The 19,216-nt window shown below is 62.4% G+C and carries 17 protein-coding genes; 6 read left to right on the top strand and 11 right to left on the bottom strand.

Annotated elements, in window-relative coordinates; translation table 11 throughout:
• The first annotated feature begins 8 nt into the window (after positions 1-8).
• The 6 genes from cydB to ESZ53_RS10580 all read left to right on the top strand — a co-directional run bounded on the left by cydB (position 9) and on the right by ESZ53_RS10580 (position 6,953).
• Positions 9-1,070, top strand: coding sequence for a cytochrome d ubiquinol oxidase subunit II (cydB, locus tag ESZ53_RS10605; protein ID WP_129072799.1), 1,062 nt, complete (start codon positions 9-11; stop codon positions 1,068-1,070).
• A 15-nt stretch (positions 1,071-1,085) separates the two neighbouring features.
• Positions 1,086-4,433 carry a thiol reductant ABC exporter subunit CydD gene (cydD, locus tag ESZ53_RS10600; RefSeq protein ID WP_129072798.1) on the top strand — a complete coding sequence of 1,116 codons (3,348 nt, stop codon included), beginning with the start codon at positions 1,086-1,088 and terminating at the stop codon, positions 4,431-4,433.
• A 52-nt stretch (positions 4,434-4,485) separates the two neighbouring features.
• A complete protein-coding gene (locus ESZ53_RS10595) occupies positions 4,486-5,037 on the top strand; it encodes a hypothetical protein (RefSeq protein WP_129072797.1) in 552 nt (183 codons plus the stop codon).
• Positions 5,038-5,139: 102 nt separating this feature from the next.
• Positions 5,140-5,487 carry a hypothetical protein gene (locus ESZ53_RS14600; RefSeq protein WP_210403790.1) on the top strand — a complete coding sequence of 116 codons (348 nt, stop codon included), beginning with the start codon at positions 5,140-5,142 and terminating at the stop codon, positions 5,485-5,487.
• A 272-nt stretch (positions 5,488-5,759) separates the two neighbouring features.
• Positions 5,760-6,731: a hypothetical protein gene (locus ESZ53_RS10585; RefSeq protein ID WP_129072796.1), complete on the top strand. Its 972-nt coding sequence runs from the start codon at positions 5,760-5,762 to the stop codon at positions 6,729-6,731.
• Between the two features lie 30 nt (positions 6,732-6,761).
• On the top strand, positions 6,762-6,953 hold the full coding sequence (locus tag ESZ53_RS10580; protein ID WP_129072795.1) for a hypothetical protein: 192 nt from the start codon (positions 6,762-6,764) through the stop codon (positions 6,951-6,953).
• Between the two features lie 264 nt (positions 6,954-7,217).
• On the opposite strand, the gene ESZ53_RS10575 is transcribed toward ESZ53_RS10580, so the two are convergent.
• The 11 genes from ESZ53_RS10575 to ESZ53_RS10525 form a co-directional block, all read right to left on the bottom strand.
• Complete coding sequence (locus ESZ53_RS10575) at positions 7,218-8,321, bottom strand: acyl-CoA dehydrogenase family protein (RefSeq protein ID WP_129072794.1); 1,104 nt, start codon at positions 8,319-8,321, stop codon at positions 7,218-7,220.
• Positions 8,322-8,360: 39 nt separating this feature from the next.
• A complete protein-coding gene (locus ESZ53_RS10570) occupies positions 8,361-8,765 on the bottom strand; it encodes a type II toxin-antitoxin system VapC family toxin (protein ID WP_168187232.1) in 405 nt (134 codons plus the stop codon).
• Positions 8,762-9,019 carry a type II toxin-antitoxin system Phd/YefM family antitoxin gene (locus ESZ53_RS10565; protein ID WP_129072792.1) on the bottom strand — a complete coding sequence of 86 codons (258 nt, stop codon included), beginning with the start codon at positions 9,017-9,019 and terminating at the stop codon, positions 8,762-8,764. Before ESZ53_RS10565 ends, ESZ53_RS10570 begins: the two co-directional genes overlap by 4 nt.
• Positions 9,020-9,177: 158 nt before the next feature.
• On the bottom strand, positions 9,178-9,375 hold the full coding sequence (locus ESZ53_RS10560) for a hypothetical protein (RefSeq protein ID WP_129072791.1): 198 nt from the start codon (positions 9,373-9,375) through the stop codon (positions 9,178-9,180).
• 25 nt (positions 9,376-9,400) lie between these two features.
• Positions 9,401-9,679 (bottom strand): HigA family addiction module antitoxin, encoded by a 279-nt coding sequence (locus tag ESZ53_RS10555; protein ID WP_129072790.1) that lies wholly within the window; start codon positions 9,677-9,679, stop codon positions 9,401-9,403.
• A 5-nt stretch (positions 9,680-9,684) separates the two neighbouring features.
• Positions 9,685-10,371: a GAF domain-containing protein gene (locus tag ESZ53_RS10550; protein ID WP_129072789.1), complete on the bottom strand. Its 687-nt coding sequence runs from the start codon at positions 10,369-10,371 to the stop codon at positions 9,685-9,687.
• A gap of 173 nt (positions 10,372-10,544) precedes the next feature.
• Complete coding sequence (locus tag ESZ53_RS10545) at positions 10,545-10,871, bottom strand: hypothetical protein (protein WP_129072788.1); 327 nt, start codon at positions 10,869-10,871, stop codon at positions 10,545-10,547.
• Between the two features lie 121 nt (positions 10,872-10,992).
• Positions 10,993-14,178 carry a type I restriction endonuclease subunit R gene (locus ESZ53_RS10540; RefSeq protein WP_129072787.1) on the bottom strand — a complete coding sequence of 1,062 codons (3,186 nt, stop codon included), beginning with the start codon at positions 14,176-14,178 and terminating at the stop codon, positions 10,993-10,995.
• Entirely contained in the window at positions 14,178-15,392 is a 1,215-nt protein-coding gene (locus tag ESZ53_RS10535) for a restriction endonuclease subunit S (protein ID WP_129072786.1), read from the bottom strand. The genes ESZ53_RS10540 and ESZ53_RS10535 overlap by 1 nt, the downstream gene beginning before the upstream one ends.
• Complete coding sequence (locus ESZ53_RS10530; protein ID WP_129072785.1) at positions 15,389-17,011, bottom strand: class I SAM-dependent DNA methyltransferase; 1,623 nt, start codon at positions 17,009-17,011, stop codon at positions 15,389-15,391. The genes ESZ53_RS10535 and ESZ53_RS10530 overlap by 4 nt, the downstream gene beginning before the upstream one ends.
• Positions 17,011-19,113 carry a hypothetical protein gene (locus ESZ53_RS10525; protein WP_168187231.1) on the bottom strand — a complete coding sequence of 701 codons (2,103 nt, stop codon included), beginning with the start codon at positions 19,111-19,113 and terminating at the stop codon, positions 17,011-17,013. Before ESZ53_RS10525 ends, ESZ53_RS10530 begins: the two co-directional genes overlap by 1 nt.
• Positions 19,114-19,216: the final 103 nt, after the last annotated feature.

Here is a 19,216-nt window from a genome sequence, read left to right as displayed (position 1 = left end):
AGCTACTCATGGATCTTCCAACAATCTGGTTTATCGCGATCGCCGCTTTGTGGATCGGCTACCTCCTTCTCGAGGGCTTCGACCTCGGCGTCGGGATGCTGTTGCTTTTCAGTACCCACAAGGACCGCGAACGTCGCCTCATGCTCAATGCCATCGGCCCGGTCTGGGACGGTAACGAGGTCTGGCTGATCACCGCCGGAGCCGCCACGTTCGCTGCATTCCCGTTTTGGTATGCATCGCTCTTCTCGGCGCTCTACATCCCGCTGACGATCGTGCTCGTGAGCCTGATCTTCCGCGCCGTAGCGATCGAGTACCGCGGTAAGGGTTCCACTGACAAATGGCGTATGTGGTGGGACCGCGCGCTCGGGCTCGGCTCCCTCGGTTCGGCTTTCGGTATCGGTGCGGCGCTCGCGCTGACCACCACCGGCCTCCCGATCGATGCCAACGGTGACCGCGTTGGCGGCGCTTTCGCGTGGTTCACCCCGTATGCCGTCCTCGGTGGCCTCGCGGTTATCGGCTTCGCGCTCGTTCACGCCTCCGTCTTCCTCGGCCTCAAGACCGACGGCGACGTGCGCGTCCGCGCCCGCAGTTTCGTCGTGCGCTGGAGCCCCGTTGCGCTGCTGCCGATCGTGGCGTGGGTGCTGATCATCCAGTTCCAGCACGGCACCCCCATCACGTGGGCACTCGTTGTGGTCGCGGTGATCGCGGTCGTCTTCGGCTGGATCAGTGCGCGTGCCGGGCGTGAAGGCTGGGCTTTCGTGGGCGTCGCGGCGTTCTTGGTCGCTGGTGCATCATCCATCTTCGCCGCGGTCTATCCCGTAGTGCTGCCGTCGACGATCGACCCCGCGTTCGACCTGACCATCGCCAACGCAGCAAGCGGTGAATATACGCTTGGCGTAATGAGCATCGTGACGGCGATCGGTCTGCCATTGGTGTTCGTCTACCAGGGTTGGACGTACTGGGTGTTCCGCAACCGCCTGAGCGTGCACCACCTCCCGGAGGCTCACGATGTAAAGCCCGCGGTTGCCTCCGCTTCGTCAGCTAGCGCCTCCTCGTCTTCAGCTAGCTAGGGCACGATGGAGGGCATGAGAGCCAAACTCCAAGAACGACTTGCAGCAGGCTTCGGCCCGGGCGGTGTGCACACACTGTTCGGGCTGGGTTTACTGGCTTCCCTCAAGGGATTGGCCCTCGTGCTTATGGCCGAGGCTGTCGCTCGCGGTGTCGTCGGCGTTATCGAAGCGGATGCCGCAGCCTGGCAGTTCGCGATCATTCTCGGTATTGCAGCCGGGCTTCTCCGCGCGGCTACCGCCTGGGCGACGGAGAGTTTCGCGACCCGCGCGGCGCTCGGCGCCAAGGAGTCTCTGCGCCACGAACTCGCGGAGCGAGTACTCACCGGCTCCGACGCCCGCTCGGGCGCAAGCACCGCGATCGCGACCGTGGGGCTCGATGAGCTCGACAACTACTTTCGCGTAGTGCTGCCGGCGATCGTCACGACCGCAACGGTTCCGCTGCTGATTGGTGCCCGCATCCTCTCGGTCGACTGGGTGAGCGCGCTCATCATCGTGCTGACCGTTCCGCTTGTGCCGGTGTTCATGATTCTTGTGGGCGGTCACACGCGCGAGCGTGCCGAGGCGGCCAGCGCCAGCCTCGAACGCCTCTCGGATCACTTGGTTGAATTGGCCCGCGGCCTTCCGGTTCTCGTCGGCCTTGGCCGGGTTGCTGAACAGTCGAAGGCACTGCGCACGATCTCCGCCGAGAACCGCACAAAGACGATGGAGACCCTGCGTACCGCGTTTCTCTCGGCGCTCGTGCTCGAACTCATCGCCACCATTTCGGTCGCGGTCGTCGCTGTCTTCGTCGGCGTTCGACTCGTGGATGGTCAGCTCTCCCTCACCGTCGGCCTCATCGCTCTCGTGCTCGCGCCCGAGTGCTTCGCGCCCTTCCGCGATCTGGGTGCCGCGTTCCACTCCTCCGAGAATGGGCTCACTGCTCTGCGCCGCGCCCGCACCATCATCGACGCACCGCGCGCTCGGGAGCACCGCCAGAGTGCCGGCGGCTTCCGGGTCGTCGACCTCAGCATCTCTTATGAGGGTCGTGCGCGGCCCGCTGTGGACAAGCTCAACTTCCGTGCCGCGCCCGGCACCATCACGGCTCTTGATGGGCCAAGCGGTAGCGGAAAATCCAGTGTCCTTGAGGTTCTTGCGGGCAATCGCGAGCCCAGCGGCGGCAGCGTGTGGGGCATCGACGTTTCCCGCGTGGCGTGGGTTCCGCAGCATCCGCACACCGTTGCTGACACCGTGCTCGACGAGCTTCGCCTGTACAGCAACGATGAGAAAGCCATTCGTTCGGTGCTGCTCGACCTCGGTCTCACCGGTGTCGCGGATGCCGATCCGCGCCAGGTGAGTCCCGGCGAGTTGCGCCGCATCGCCGTCGCGCGCGGGCTGCTGCGCGTCGAAGCGGGCGCCACCCTGTTGCTGCTCGATGAGCCGACCGCACACTTGGATCCGGCATCCGCTGCGCGTGTGGAAGCAGCGCTTGCTGAGCTTCGTGGTCGTCCCGTCACAGTGATCGTTGCTTCTCACGAAACGGGAATCGCGGCGCTGGCCGATCAGGTTGTGGCGGTGGGCACTTCGGGCGGAACCCGTGCCGTTGAAGCGCGCGTCGACCCGCTCACCGTCGACGGTGACGTGGATGTTGACGCTCTCGACGCGCCGCGCACCACCCGCGCGACTCTCGCCAGCCTGCTCGAGTTTGTGCGCCCCGCTCTCGGAACCCTCGTGGGAGCGATCGCTCTCGGCACCGGCGCAAGCCTCTTCGCCCTCTCCCTCACCGCCCTCTCCGGCTGGTTGATCGTGCGAGCCAGCGAGCAGCCGCCGATCATGTTCTTGCTCGTCGCCATTGTGGGCGTGCGGTTCTTCGGAATCGGTCGCGCGGCACTGCGCTATGCCGAACGCCTCGCCACGCACCGCGCTGTGCTCGGGTCGGTCATCGAGTTGCGGGTTGCCCTGTGGAACGGTCTGGGTGCTCGCGCTCTCGGCTCGCGTGCTCTCGCCAATGGCGGGGTCGCCCTCGACTACCTCGTTGCGGCGTCTGACCGCGTGCGCGATCTTGTTCCCCGCGTGGTGCTGCCTCCCGCTGTTGCTCTCGGCACTTCTCTTGCCGCCCTCATCGCGGTCGGCCTGCTGCACGCGCCCGCTGTGCCAGTATTGCTCGCGGGTCTCGCCGTTGGGCTTGTGGCGGCGCCCATCATCGCCGTGATCGTGGACCGCTCGGCCGCCAACGGCATCGCCGAAGTGCAATCCCGCGTCGTGCGCGCCTTCGCCGCCATGACCGGTGCCGCGACCGACTTGCGCGCCAACGGTGTTGGTGGGCGGATGCTCGCCCGCCTCGATCACATCGACGCCGAAGCCGGTGCACTCTCCCGCCGCAGCGCTCGCGCCCTGGGAATCGGCAACGCCGTCGTCGTACTCGCCTGCTCCGTCACGGCCGTCGCGATGTTGCCCGTCGCCGCGCCCGCCGTCATCGCCGGCACCCTTCCGATCGGTATCGTCGCGGTGCTCGTGCTTATCCCCATCGGGCTCGTGGACTCGCTGATCGCGTTCGTCGACTCGGTGCAGCAGTGGCCGGCGCTCAGCGCCGCGCTGGCAAAGGTGCGCGGGGTTACGGCGGGGGTTGAGCGTGCGGATGGTGCTGCAGGTAAGCGCGCCGGCCACCGCGCGCAGGCGGAAGCCGCGAACGCAGACCAACCCCTTGGTGACGTGACTGTTCTCGAACTGAGCGAGCTCGGCATCCGCTGGCCTTCGAGCCCAACGTTGGCGTTCTCGGGCGCGACCGCTCGGGTGGAGCGCAGCGAGTGGCTTGTCGTGGAGGGTCCGTCAGGCGCAGGTAAGTCGACGCTGTTGGCGGCGCTGCTCGGGTATCTTCCGGCGGCCGCTGGCTCCTGGAGCCTCAATGGGGTGGATGCGCAGGAGCTCTCGCCAGCGCAATTGCGCGCGGCGGTCACGTGGTGTCCGCAAGAGTCGCACCTCTTCGATTCAACGATCCGCGCGAACCTGCTGTTGGGCCGCGCGCACGACGATCAGCCGACCGAGCAGGAGCTCGTCGCGGTGCTGCGTCAGGTAGGTCTTGGTCCGCTCTTCGATTCGCTCGACCGCGGCCTCGACACTCGTGTCGGCTCGGCGGGCGAAAGCCTCTCGGGCGGCGAGCGTCAGCGGTTGGCGGTTGCCCGCACTCTACTGACGCGGGCGGATGTCGTACTTCTCGACGAGCCGACCGCCCACTTGGATGCCGCGAGCGCCGAGCAACTCATCACCGACCTGCGCACGGCTCTCGCCGACAAGATCGTGGTGCTCGTGAGCCACCACGACGACGAGCGTCGCGACGACGACGTGAGCTTGCGACTCGGGGTGCGCGAGCAAGTTGCTTCGCTGTAACCTCGAGTGAGGACGAGTCACATTTCGAGGTGGCTCGAGGGGATGTGGACCAGTGACGACATCGGCACCAGAACAGCGCATCGATAGTGTTCCGATCCCAGCGAGCGCGCACCCGCGCCGAAACGCCAAGGACATCGCCGCCGTTCTCGGCTGCGTCGCGGTGGCATTGGCTCTGGGCACAGCGCTCGTAGTGCTGGGAACTCCCTATTACGGCTCGACCGGCTCGGAGCTGCTGCACGCTTTCGCCCGCGTCACCGCAGTGGGCCTCCCGGTAGCAGCCCTATTCGGTGTGCCGATATGGTTGTGGCTGAGCACACGGGTTCCCGCTCGCGCACTCCCCATCGCACTTTTCATCGCGCTGAGTCCACTCTTCGGGATCGTGCCGGGTCTCGCCGTCTTAGTTACGGGGCTCATTACCCACCTAGACACTCCCGTGTTCCTGGGCATGTTCATGATCGCGGCTGGAGCGTGGACCGCACCCATCACGACCGCGCTGTACTACCTAGTTCTGGGCAAGCGACCGCGTATCGCAATCTCGCTCGGCGGCGTCGCTCTTGTTTTCGCGCTGTTGGGCTGGGTGAGCATCGCAATCAACGGCGGCTAACTCCCGAACAGGTTGCTCGCGACCGCCTTGTACATCGACTCCGGGTTCGAGGGGTGGTAGATGCCGGCGAGCACATCGCGTTGCAGGCGCGCGAGTTCGCTCGTGCTGCTGCAGTTCTTCGACCCCGAGTTCGAGGGCGCGGTCTGCGAGGCCCGCATAGACGGAGGCGATGAGCGGCAAGAAGTTCGCGAACACCGCGAAGATGAACGGATCGGCGTTGGGCCCGACGGGCAGCACGCGGGCGACCCTGTTCGCGGGAACGAAGGCGCCATCCAACACTGTCGTGTGGCTTTGGGTGGCGCGCATGCCGAGGGTGTCCCAGTCGCCGAGCGAGCGCCAGCCGGGTTCATCGCGAGAGACGAAACCATGCACGAGGGTTTCGCTGCCATCGCCCTCGGTGTGCTTGCCGGGGAGAGCGAGGTGAAGATCTTGGTGCCCGTGAACGCGTAACCGCCCTCGACGGTTTCGGCGGTGGTGAGCGAGTCCCGCATGACGAGATCGTTGCCGGGTTCGCTCAGAGCCTCCGCGACGCCGGTCCATACGAGGTGCGCATTGCCACCATTCTTGGAGCGTTCTTCGGAACATGGATCAACCATAGACACCTTCTTCTACCCTTGTTATGCTGAATGAATATATATCAATTTTCGTTGTGTGGTTACCGAACTGCGCACAGAACGATCGAAGGAGAAATTGTGCGTTTTCTACCTAAGAGCGCCCTGAGCATGGCGGCGTCCATCGTTGTCGGCATCGCTGCTGTAGGCGTGGCTCCCGGCCCGGCTTTTGCGCAGGTCGTCAACGATCCGATAGCGGCAGTAAAGAATGTGGCGGAGCAAACTAGCGCGGCCGAAATGGATGTGCTGCGCGATGCCGTCACTTCCCCAATGGAGGCCACAGCGTCTGGGCAGAGGACAGCTCTCGCGCAGAATGGCGTCGCAATCACGTTGCCTGCGCTGAGCTCCGATAGCATCCGCTTGGGTGCGGAGGGAAATCCTCAAGTCGGCCTAACTCTCCCCTTTGCCTCCGAGAGTAGCGAGGCAACCGTTGACCCTTCAGGCGCTGTCTCATTCGACAACGAGAATGGTTCCCAAACCGTGGTGGTGGGGAAATCAGCGGGCGCGGTGCAGGTTGCAACAGTTATTTCTAATAAGAACGCACCTCAGCGGTACGAATACACTTTTGACGTCGAGGGCGAGGCGCAACTGATAGCCGACCCACAGACCGGTGCGGTGATAGTTACCGACCAATCTGGAGTTCCCATCGCGCAGGTAGCCGCGCCATGGGCCGTCGACGCTGAGGGGAGGGATGTGGCAACATCCTACGAAATCTCCGGGGGGACACTCACCCAGGTCGTTGATCTAGACGCCCAGCCTGTCACATACCCTGTCGTCGCGGACCCCCAAACGCTGTACTTCTGGTGGGGACAGGCCATGAAGTTTTCAAAGTCGGAGACCAAACAGGTTGCCAATGCAGCTAACGCTGGTTACGCGTCGCTACTAAGCGCATTCTGTGGCCTAATTGCTAGCGGGCCCGGTGCGGTGACCTGCGGCGTGGTCTCAGGTGCTCTAATCCTTGCCTTCGGGAACCAGTTCAAGTCCGCCGCAGCTGCTGGAAAGTGCATCCAAATCAACATGCCATACGCTGGTGTGGTTATCGGCGGGCCCCTAACATGGTCGCTGCACACAGTGACCTGCTAACAGTCCAATACACAAGAAAGTAGGCAAGAAATGCGCACTTGGTCTTATATCGTCGCAAGCTGGTTAGCCGGTGCGGTCGTACTCGGATTGGCTATTCATCTGCTCGGTGCGACCACATACATGGCGATCCTCACCGGTGTCGGCTTCTTCACCGTTGCGATGCTCGCTACCGCAATTCGTCGTCGGCGGTCGGCGGAACCTCGCCGCCACGGCGAAAACTAGCACCCGTTCAGGAACCTATATCTATCGGTGCCCGCAGCTTAGAGACCTTGTTCCGACCACAGATGCTGCGGGCATCGATTTCCACAATGCAGCCAACATCGTGGCCCCCACTTCGCAGGCGGATTCTCCGCGGCGATCTTTTGTGCAGAATGCATCGGCTTGTGCCATGCGCCTGCATACCTTTGGTCGAAGTTTCCCGCCACCACATCAGGCCATACTCGCCCGCGGTAAGTGAAGTTCTTGAACCATCAAACGCGTGCCCACCTAACTCCCGAACAGGTCGCTCGCGACCGTTTTGTACACCGACTCCGGGTTCGAGGGGTGGTAGATGCCGGCGAGCACATCGCGTTGCAGGCGCGCGAGTTCGCTCGTGCTGCGGAAGGCTCCTCCCCCGGCTGAGCGCATGACCTGATCGACGACGTGGCGTGCGGTTTCGATGCTGCGGTGCTTCACACCGGTCAGTTTGCGGAACCAGCCTGCCCCGTGATCCACGAGTCCATCAACGTCATCGACGATGCTGTGCAGCTGGGGTTCGATCGCATCGAGCGCGAGGGCGGCATCCGCCATGCGCCAGCGCAGATCCGGATGCTCGGAGTACGCCTCTCCACTGATGGCCGAGCTGCGCTGCTGCAGTGCTTCGACCCCGAGTTCGAGGGCGCGGTCCGCGAGCCCTGCGTACACAGAGGCGATGAGCGGCAAGAAGTTGGCGAACACCGCGAAGATGAAAGGATCGGCGTTGGGGCCGACGGGCAGCACGCGGGCGACCCGATTTGCGGGAACGAAGGCGCCATCCAGCACCGTCGTGTGGCTTTGGGTGGCGCGCATGCCGAGAGTGTCCCAGTCGCCGAGGGAGCGCCAGCCGGGCTCGTCGCGAGAGATGAAACCATGCACGAGGGTTTCGGTGCCATCGTCGGCGGTGTGCTTGCCGAAGAGGCCCAGTTGGGTCCACGCGGGAGAGAGCGAAGTGAAGATCTTGGTGCCCGTGAACGCGTAACCGCCCTCGACGGTTTCGGCGGTGGTGTGCGAGTCCCACATGACGAGATCGTTGCCGGGTTCACTCAAGCCGAAGGCGAAGACTTCGCCAGCTTCGGCATCCGCCAACAGCCAGTCGAGGCTCGAGTCGCCGCGTTCGCGCAGGGCCCAGGCGACGCCGATCCACACGAGGTGCATGTTGATGGCGAGCGCCGTGGCCGGAGCGTAGGCGGCGAGCAGGCGCTGGTCATCCGACAGCTCGCGCAGACTGCGTGGCTTCAGGTAGCCGACGGCACGCAGCTCTTGCAGGTCTTCGGTGAAGAAGATGTTCTCGCGGTCATAGCGCGCGGCCCGCGAGCGGATGCGGCCTAGCAGTGCTGGGGTGAGTACCGTCATGGGTTCACGCTACCGCGCGAGCCGGAGCAACAACGAGGTTTACGAATTTGCGGAAGGCGAAGTCACGTTCATCGCCAAATTTTTTGCCGCCGAAGCAAGGCGATCGTCGTTAGTCCACAACTCGTCACACCCATGCATTTGGGCGGCGGCGAGGTGAAGCGCATCTGGCGTTTTAAGACCATAGCGGGCTCGAAGCTCAGCCGCTCGCATGTAGTGCTCGGCCTCCAGCGGAAGCGCCTTGAAGTTGCTGAGCGCTCGGAGGTAGTGGTCGTGGAGACCGAAGTTTTCGTCGCGAAGTGGTCCGACGAGACATTCGAGAGTGACAAGGGCACTCACTGCGACAACCGCATCGGCAGCGTCAGTAAGCCTCTGACGCACTGCGTTGCCACGAGGTCCGTCATCTTCCACAGCGTAAATCACAATGCAGGAGTCGAGATAGATCACTCCCAGCCCTCACGCTCGGCCGCAATCTGACGGTCAAGTTCATCTGCGGAGCGCGCCGGGTGGCTAGGAACTGGGTTACGGGTAAGCCATTCTGCAGCTTGCGCCGCAGTGTGCTCGGAGACGATCTCGACAGCAGGGACCAGCCGCGCGACCGGCTTGCCTCGCTTGGCGATAACCACTTCGTCACCGTCGCTCACCGCCGCCACCAGCCGGGACAGCGTATTGCGCGCTTCAAGGATGTTCACAAGTCTCACTTAACGCCTCCACCATTATGGCTAGCTTTCCTAGCCATAATACGCTGATGTGGACTCGGGCTCAATAGCCCCAAGGCGCAACGTCGTTTGCCGCTTCCATTCTGCAGACAAGGCGTCGCTCGAGCGGTCGAGTGCCTGAGGAATGTCACGATGCACCCCTATTTTTCGACTGTCACCGTGACATCAATCATTTCTGGCTCGATGTCGAGCCAAAGCCCGATAATTTCGCGGGCTACCGTTGTGCACTCTGTGACGCTCCGCGCTTGACCGACGGCGTCGAGTTCGGGCACCTCGATGAGCCACCAATCGCCGTCCTTGCGAGTCGTTGCTACGTAGGACTGTTTAGTGAGCGTCATCGATTTTCTCCTATTGCGCTTGGCGCTACGCCCAGCTCGCTAGCGACAATATTTCGGGGCGAGGCTTCTGGCGCTCGACCCACAGGTCATACGCGGTCTGCATGCCGAGCCACAGCTCAGCGCTGGTACCGAGCAGAATTCCGAGGCGCACCGCCATATCAGCGGTCACGGACGCATGACCATTACGGATGCGCGACAGCGTCGCCCGCGTGACGCCGAGTCGGCGGGCAGCTTCAGCGAGGCTGACGTCGCCGAGGTAATCCTCCAGCAACAGGCCAGGGTGGGGAGGGTTCTGCATACTCATCTCTCCTACTCGGTTCCCATTTCTCGCCAGGCTTCGGGCTCGGGGGCAGAAGGCGGTTTCGTTTTCGAGGCCTCTTGCACTCTAGGGGTGAGGGTAGCGACGGTCGCGACCAGCTCACGGAGCGTCGCGTAAAGCATCGATCCTTCCAACGTATCTAAAGTGTCCTGAGTCGCCCGCTCCTTTACCGTGGATTCGAAGACGACCACTCCTACCGACTCACCGTTAGCCGCGATTCTGAGCGCTGCGATGCTCAAGCTGTGCATCGTTAGGTTGGCAGCGGTGCCTTTTGGGAAGCCATGGTGTCTCTCAAGTCGTTGGTTCCAACGCGCTCGGGTGGCGGGCAACTCCACGACGGCGGATCGTGATTCCCAAGCCTCACCGATCGCGCCTTGACCAATTGGATATGTTCCACGCCCAGAGGTTGCGAAGCCGGGGTTCTGCGACCAACGAGCAAGCATCACGAACTTTTGATCATGGTGGTAATAGACGGATACACGATCGTTGTTTCCTGCCATCGAACAGTGTTCAGCCAGGTAGCGAATCAACACGGTGAGCGACCGTTCTATCGCTCCCGACTTCACAGCAGATTCGATTACCGCTTGCTCTTCCCGCCGCGATAGCTCCATATATGTGGGGCGTTGTAGCGTGATTTGCAGGATCAACGACAGCAGTCCCAAACTCACTGCAACCACAAAGGCCCATGTTCCTGCGGACCAAATCGCACTCCCGTATCCAGCCCAGATCAAAGAGAAGACTGCACCAAGCGAAGCAGCCGCTTGCGGCGCCCACCCTTTACACGCACGCCACACCCAAAGCAGAACATTAGCTACCCGAAAAACGGCGGCTCGCTCCGAGCCTTCTGAAATCACGCGGGGATGAGGGTTGATTCCTCGCGAATCGCCTCGATAGCTCTGTCTCCACCAATTGAAATCGATTCAAGACTCGTCTGGAGAATCTCGTCAGCGGTTGATCGTATGTGCTTGGAGATCATTCCTTCGAACCGAAGCCCGACCACGATCTCGACCTCAGCCTCTTCCCCGCTGACGAAATATGCCGTGACGGCTGGGTAGTCCTTGAGGACCGCAGCCAAGGCCGTTTCGAGTTGCGGCACGACCTGATCAATCTGCACGAGAGGGCTGCCTGCGAAACTCAGTGAGACTTTAAGTTCATAGCGCTTTTGCATGTCTGACATTGTGGCCCCTTGTCACCGTGTCTTTCAGCATATCGCGTAAGACTGTCAATCTGGCGAAGTACCTTCACCTGTTAGGGAGCCGGTCGTCAAACACGGTTGCGGCTGGAAACAAGCGGTCGGGTTAGGCACCCGCCTCGCGCTCATCCGCATACCGGGGCGCCATCGTCTCCATCTGTTCCATGACGAGCTTGATGGCTTCGGGTTGCTTGTCTGGCGGGTAGCCGTTGAGCACGAGCAGCCGTTTGATCGAGGAGCGCAGTTTGGCGCGCACATCGTCGCGCACGGTCCAGTCGGTGCGTACGTCGCGGCGCATCACCTTAACGAGGCCACGGGCGATTTCGGCGAGCTTGCCGTCGCCTTGTACTTCGACGGCGGATTCGTTCTGGGCGACAGCGTCGTAGAAAGCAAGTTCGTCGGAGGACAGCGACGGCGTGAAGGTTTCGCCGCGCTTGCCTTCGAGGGCAACTTCGCGGGCCAGCGCCACGAGTTCCGCGATGACCTCGGCAGAGGTCAGTTGCTGGTTGGTGTACTTGTTCATCAACTCGGTGATGCGTTCTGAGAAGGCGCGCTGGCGAACCATGTTGTTGCGGGTGACCGCCGTCGACTCTTCGGTGAGCATCGTGCGCAGTGCTTCGATGGCGAGCTGCGGGTTGCGCGCGTTCTGGGTCGAGGCAACAAACTCGGGGGTGAGGTCGCTCAAGGAGGGCTTGGGCATCCCGGCAGCGTCATAGATGTCGTAGACCTCGCCGGCATCCGTGGCTTGAGCGATGAGTTTGCCGAGAAGGCGTTGGATGTCTTCGGGGATGGGTTCGTCGCGATCCTGGCGGGCCATGGCGTCGAACTTGGCCATCCAGACGCGCACCTCTTCGTAAAAGGAGATTTCGGGGTGCAGGTCGGCGAGGTTGGTGCGTCCACTGGCGAGCGCCCAAGCGCGAGCGAGTTGGCCGGAGAACTTGCGGTAGCGGGCGGCCAGAGTGTCGTCACCCAGCGAGGGGTCGTTGCCCGGTGTCGACGCGTCGCGCAGATAGTTGGCAGCACCGCTGGCGGCGTTGAGGTACGCCTTCGGGCCACCCTTGGCCAGCACAGCACGCCAGTCGTAGCCGGCGAGCAGTTCGCGCAGCCTGTTGACGAGTTCGGTGGCGAGCGTGACGGCTTCATCAACCGAACGGCCGATGGGTTTCTTCTCTTGATCGCTTGTTGTGTACTCGGCGAGAGCTTCTTTGAGGTTGTCGACGAGGGGTGCGTAGGCAACGAGCAGTCCGTCTTGTTTTCCGCGGAAGGTGCGGTTGACGCGGGCGAGGGTTTGCATGAGCAGGGCGCCCTTGAGGGGGCGGTCCAAATACAGGGTGTGCAGGGGTGGCGCGTCGAAGCCGGTGAGCATCATGTTTTGCACGATGACCAACTCGAGTTCGTCATCCACATCTTTGAGGCGTGTTTTGATGGCGTCGTTTTGGGAGGGGCGGCGCACGTGTTCGACAATGGGCGACGGGTCGGAGGGGGTGCCGGAGTAGACGACTTTGATTGTGCCGCCGTTGATATCGTCGGAGTGCCAGTCGGGGCGGAGGGCGATGATTTGGTCGTAGAGGCGGGCGCAGATTTCGCGGGTCGCTCCCACGATGAGGGCTTTGCCGGGAGCTTCGATGAAGGGAAGCATGCGGGTGCGGCGTTCTTCCCAGTGGGTGACGAGGTCGGCGGCGAGGGCTTCGAGGCGTTCGGGGGCGCCATAGATGGCGTTGACGACGGCGACGGATGCTTCGATGCGGGCCCGTTCGGTGTCGTCGAGGCTGGTGGTGGCGTCGTCGGCTGCGGCATCCAGTTCTTCTTGGGTGATGCTGTCGGCGAGGCTGACTTTGATGAGGCGGGGTTCGAAGTAGACGGGCACGGTGGCTTTGTCGTCGACGGCGCGGGTGAGGTCGTAGATGTCGATGTAGTCGCCGAAGACGTCGCGGGTGTTGCGGTCGTCGAAGGAGATGGGGGTGCCGGTGAACGCGATGAGGGTGGCGTTGGGGAGGGCGTCGCGCAGGTGGCGGGCGTAGCCGTCGAGGTCGTCGTAGTGGCTGCGGTGGGCTTCGTCGACGATGACGATGACGTTGCGGCGGTCGGAGAGGAGGGGGTGGTCGGCGCCGGTGGCACGTTCGGCGTCGGTGCGACCAAATTTTTGGAGGGTGGTGAAGTAGATGCCGCCGGTGGTGCGGTTGCCTATTTCGTCGCGCAGCCCGGTGCGGCTCTTGATTTGTTGGGGCTTTTCGGCGAGCAGCATGCTCTGGTTGAAGGTTTGGAAGAGTTGGCCGTCGAGTTCGGTGCGGTCGGTGATGACGACGATGGTGGGGTTTTTGAGTTTGGGGTGGCGGGTGACGAGGTTGGCGTAGAGCTCCATTTCCATGGATTTGCCGGAGCCTTGGGTGTGCCAGACGACGCCCGCTTTTCCGTTGGATTCGACGGCTTGTACAGTGCTGCCGATGGCTTTGGAGACGGCGAAGTATTGGTGGGGTTTGGCGATGCGTTTGGTGAGGCCGTCGGCGTTTTCGTCGAAGGCGGTGTAGTTGCGCAGTAGTTGCAGGAAGCGGTCTTGGTTGTAGAGGCCGTCGATGGCGTCTTCGAGGCCGGTGACGGTTTCGCCGTCGATGCTGCGGTTGGGGGCGACGGGGGTGCCGTCGTCATCCACATTCCAGGGAGCGAAGTGGTTGAGGGGTGTGAAGGGGGTACCGTATTTGGCGTCGAGGCCGTCGCTGGCGAGGGTGAAGACGCAGAAGCGGAAGGCGAGGGGAAATTCGCGCAGGTAGGTGCCGAGTTGGGCGTGGGCAGAGGCGACATCCGCGGTTTTGCTGCCGGCTTTTTTGAGTTCGATGATGCTGACGGGCATGCCGTTGCAGTAGAGCACGAGGTCGAAGCGTCGTTTGTGGTCGCCTTGGATGAGGGTGACTTGGTTGACGGCGAGCCAGTCGTTCTGGTCGGGGTCGGCGGAGAGCAGACTGATGGTGGGGTTCGCTTCGACCCCGTCGGTGTCGATGTAGCTGAGGCGGAACCCGTCGACTAGGTATTGGTGGATGCGAAGGTTCTCGGCAATCGCATCTTTCGACTTCGGTGCCGCAATCTCGGCGACGGCCTGCGCCAGGTATTGGGCGGGCACGTCGGGGTTGAATTTTTGGAGTGCGGCGAGCAGGCGGGGGCGGATGAGGAGCTCATCCCAACTGTCGCGCTCACCTGAGCCGGGCGCGATTTTCTCGCCCGCGGTGGGGAGCCACCCCAGCTCTCCGAGGGTGTCGAGGGTGAGTTGTTCCCAGTCCGCTTCTGACATTCCGACCATCACAGCACCTCTTCAATCTGCTTCTCGGCATCTTTCACGCGAAGCCTGCCCGACATGAGTTCGGGGAGGAGGGCGTCGCGGAGAGCCGCAAGAACTCGATTCTCACCTCTCAGCGACTTCATGAGCGCGAACTGCTGAGCAGCTCGCGCTCCAAAGTCGTTCATCCAGCCTTTGTCCGGAGAAGGCAACATGTAGGTCGAAATGCTGGACGCGGACACTCGTTGCCGACCAGAGGTGCCCACCATGTGGCGGATCGCGAAATCTCGGAATTTCGAATCTATAGCGAGGAAGTATGACAGAGCACTTGGAATTCCCTCCCGAGATCGCAAGACGATGAACTCAGTAGAACCAATTCCGATTTCACCGCTCTTAAGGAAATCAACATAGCCCGTCTTCCCATTTTCGAGACAGGGTGTGATTCGCGCCAGAAGAGTGTCGCCATTCGTGAAGCGTGCACCTCCTCGTGCAGAACGGTGTTCCCAGTTCGTGATGCCAACACCTGACTCGGGAATGTTCTTCATCCCCAAGTAGACCGGTTCCGCTCCGATGGGCGCGGGCAATGAACGTCCGACTTCGAAAATCGTCAGAATAGAAACGGCGGAACCAGATGGTTGAGTGAGCCAGCGTTGTTGCACCTCAGTAGCAAGGAGTTGCTCGGAGATTGCAGAAAGACGGATATTGGCAGCGATCTTCTCATCGATTGATCCGAGAACTCCTGCAATGTTCCTTTGTTCCTCAATCGAGGGCAGTTGAATTGGTATCTCTCTTAACGAGGTAAGGGGCTGACCTATGCCCGGTGTCCCAACTGTCGACGCGCGCATCATCAGCTCTCTGCGTCCTGGCCCGCGAAAGTAGTAGAAGACAAACCGCGGATCAGCCTTGCTCCGATCGCACTTCAACTTCATCATGCTGGATGAAAGGAGTGCGGGTGTTTCGCCCACGATACCAACCCGGCCGATCGCCCCTCGGTGAGGGAAAACAAGATCTCCTTCTTCCAACATGCAGGCAGGGAACTTGGACGCGGTTTCCGGGGCGACGTAAACCACATCCGAAAGATCAATCTCACTGGCGCTAGTCAGATTTTGTCCCCGGACTAGAGGAACCCCTGTGCTCGTATACATGTCTGCTTTGAGCGATGACCCAAATGGGCCTATTGCAATGGACCGCGGTGCCGGATTGGCAATTTCCGCAATCGTCGTCGTTCGGAACGTCATGAGACTCGACCGAGCTGCTCACGAACGATCGCTGCGAGTCGCTCGGAATCGCCTAACTGCGCGAGGAGATCAGCGCTCAGTCTCGTGATTTTGTCCTCTGGAGGCTCTTCGTCTCTAGACGCTTCCGGTGCACCCACGAATCGGCCAGGCGTAAGTGAGTAGTCGGCAGCCTTGACCTCCGCCAGAGTCGCCGAGTAGCTGAACCCAGCTTCGTCCTCATATGTGAGCCCCGCATCCGTCGCCGACTTCGTGCCGCGCCACGCACGGAACGTGTTTGCGATCTTGGCGATGTCGTCGTCGCTGAACGCACGCTCGGCGCGGTCAACCATGTGGCCGAGATTGCGGGCATCGATGAACAACACCTGACCAGTGCGGTCAATGCTCCCGCCCGCGCCCGCGGTCTTGTCTTTCGCGAAGAACCACGTACACACCGGAATACCCGTGCTGCGGAACAACTGCGTCGGCAGCGCGACCATGCACGACACCAGATCGGCCTCGACGAGCTGGGCGCGAATGTCGCCCTCACCGCCCGAGTTCGACGACATCGAACCATTCGCCATCACCACACCCGCACTACCGCCGGGGGCGAGCTTCGAAATGATGTGCTGAATCCACGCATAGTTCGCGTTACCTACCGGCGGAACCCCGTAACGCCAGCGCGGATCGCTCTCACTGCGCGCCCAATCCTTGATATTGAACGGCGGATTCGCCATCACAAAATCGGCCTGCATATCCGGGTGCTGATCGCGGGCAAACGTGTCACCCCAGCGACTCGCCAAATTACCGTTCAGACCATGAATGGCGAGGTTCATCTTCGCCAAACGCCAGGTGCGCTCGTTCAGCTCCTGGCCATACACAGAGATGTCGCTTCCCTCTTTCTTGTGCGACTCCAAAAACTTCTCCGCCTGCACGAACATGCCACCCGAGCCACAGCACGGGTCGTACACACGACCGTGCGTCGGCTCCAGAATCTCCACCAACACCCGCACCACACCTGCGGGCGTATAGAACTCGCCGCCACGCTTACCCTCAGCGGCCGCGAACTTCTCCAAGAAGTACTCGTACACCTCACCCAAAAGGTCCCGCGCGCGCGTCGACCCTTGACCGGTGAACCGTGCTGAGTTGAACAGGTCTACCAGTTCGCCCAGACGGCGCTGGTCGATATTGTCCTTGTTATAGAGGCGTGGGAGCGTCGCGGCGAGCGCAGGGTTCGACGCCATGATGGCATCCATCGCCTCATCAATCAGAAGACCAATCGACTTCGTCGGCTCTGCCGTCGACGCCGCAATACCCTTTGCGTTCTCCGACAGAAAACCCCAGCGCGCATTCGCCAGAACCCAGAACACCCCATGACCTGTGTACTCATCGACGTCATCGATGAGTTGCGCGATCTGGTCCTCGGCGAGACCATCAGCCTCAAGCTCAGACGCGATCTGGGCGCGACGCTCCTCGAAGGCATCCGACACATACTTCAGAAAAACCAGTCCCAGGATGATGTCCTTATATTGCGAAGCATCCATCGAACCGCGCAATTTATCGGCGGCCTTCCACAGGGTGTCTTTCAGTTCCTTCATGGTCGACGGCGCAGCATCCGACTTCGTTTTGGTGCGAGGGGGCATCAGTTAGTTCCTTCCGGTAGGGCAATTATGGCGGCATCAGTGCCGGTAGTTATGGGGTTGTTCTGGGTAGTCAGGGTGCCGGCGACAACGCCGCCGACGAGAACACTGGTGAGATCGTCGAGCGTGCGCAGTTGCTCCGCCAACGTGGCCCGCTCGGTCGCAACGCTCTGCAGCGCCTGAGTGAGACCGGCACGCTCGGCGGGGACCACACGGCGCACACGCCAACGCTTCCACTCCCGCGACTGCTGAGCGGTTATATCTGATGCCAGCAGCGCCGGGACAAGGCCCGCCGGGTCTGACGGGTTGATACGCAAGATGCGTGCCGGGTAACTCACGACAGAGAACCCTGCGGTGTCGACGAGGGCTTTCGGATGCGGGCTCGTGCAGAACACGACATCACCCGGCTCCGTCAGCCGAGCGGCCGGATACTCTGCCGCCAACGCGAGGCGGTCGATGCGGCGAGCGCCGACCTCGGCCTGACCGGTCAGCTCGTCAACGCCGATTACGGGGTAGCCGGTCTCGGCCTGCAGATCCGCTGATGTGAGGCGGGCGCCGGGCAAGCACCGAACGTGGCGGGAACCAGCAAGCGAACCCAGCGTGGCCGCCGGCAAGGACAGCGGAGAACTGGTGGGAGCAACGTGGCGGAGCGGTTCGGGGGCATGGTCGCCGAGGGCTGCGATGAGCGCATCCAGCCGGGCCGGGAACTCTGCGCCCTCGGGCCGGCGGTGCTGCGTTGAGATAACCCGCGGAACCGTCACCACCGGCTTCGTCGAGGCGACGAGCGAACCCGAGCTGGCAAGAAGCGCACCCGTCGACACGGGGCGAGCGAAACGGAACGCATGGGCACGGATCGACTGCTCACTACCCATTGCTGCCGTCAGGTCGCTCACCAGATCGGTGCGCATCCCCGCCGACAGCGACTCATCACCCAAGTCGGCAACCATCGTCCACTTGTCGGCACGCGCCACCGACGCATGGGCCGGACCACACACCCACAGCGCAAGAGCCTGCCGTGGTGTACTCGTCACCAAACCACGAGGCAACCGGATGATCGCCCGCAGCTTGCCCGAACGCAGAATCTGCGAACGCAACTGGTCAGCCTCGGCATCGAGTTTCGCATCAGTGAGCACAGAGGCCGGCGCGAGGATGACAGCCCGCTGGGCGTCATCCATCTGCAGAACGATGTTGTCGATCTCCGCGAGGACCTGCTCGGGTGACATCACCGGAGACTCAGGATGCGGGAACTGAACCACATGCACCGGGGCCCCCGACGCGGCGAACTCCCCCGTGCGCGCTACTGCCAAAGAAGCGTGCGGGAGTTGGTGCGCGACGAGACGACGACGCAGCAGACGTGCGCCCGCCCCGTTCGTGTTCGCGGTGACCGCAGCCGGGTCGAGACTCTCGTCGACCGACTTGAGCACCGCAAGGAGAAGGTCGCCACAGGCACCCGTGGGATCGACAAAGAGTGGCTGGTTGGGGTGAGCGGCTGGGTTGCTGCGCGCCAACTCGACGGCGAGCTCGCTGACTAAGGCCGTGGCCTCCGGCTCCAGGGCAGTGCGGGAGAGCGCGCGGTGGCCGTCACGAAAGCGCTCCCCCAGCAGCGACTCGAACGCGGCGGCCGCGCCGTAAGCACCATCGACCAGAACGTCGACGAAGCGGGCCATAGCGACCAGTTCATCGCCCAGGGCGACAACCTCGGTTTGGAGACTCGTGTCATCCGGGTCGACCTCATCGGCCAGATCGAGCAGTTGCGCGCGGTCGAGCGAGCCTATGGGTTCATCGGCGGTAGCGCGCAACGCCACCAACGCGGTGAGCGCGTCGAAAGATTCGGAGTCGCCCCGACTCGTCGCATCGAAGCGGGCGAAAGCCGGAGCATCGTCGACGACATCGGGGTTATTGCCCCGGCCGGTTGCGACGAGCCAGTCGGCCACCTGCCGCGCATCGAAGATCTCGCTGCCGCGATCCTGCGCAACAGGAGCCGGAAACGGTGAATCGGATGCTGCAGCCCGCGAGCGCCACATCGACACCACCGGACGCTGCACCTGCGCCAAACGCGCAATGCCGGAAAGGGAAATGAACAGGGCCGGCTTCGTTGCGGTCATCACTCCTCCTTCCCTTGGGGTGCTCGGTTGGGCACGGGATGAGTTTAGCTCGACCGGGCGACATCGCGACGAATCCGCTGATAATCCCCCTTATCAAGCAATA

This window comes from Salinibacterium sp. UTAS2018 (assembly GCF_004118935.1).
Lineage (GTDB): Bacteria > Actinomycetota > Actinomycetes > Actinomycetales > Microbacteriaceae > Rhodoglobus.
The sequence above is the reverse complement of the archived record's forward strand: the minus strand, read 5'-3'. Positions and strand labels throughout refer to the sequence as shown.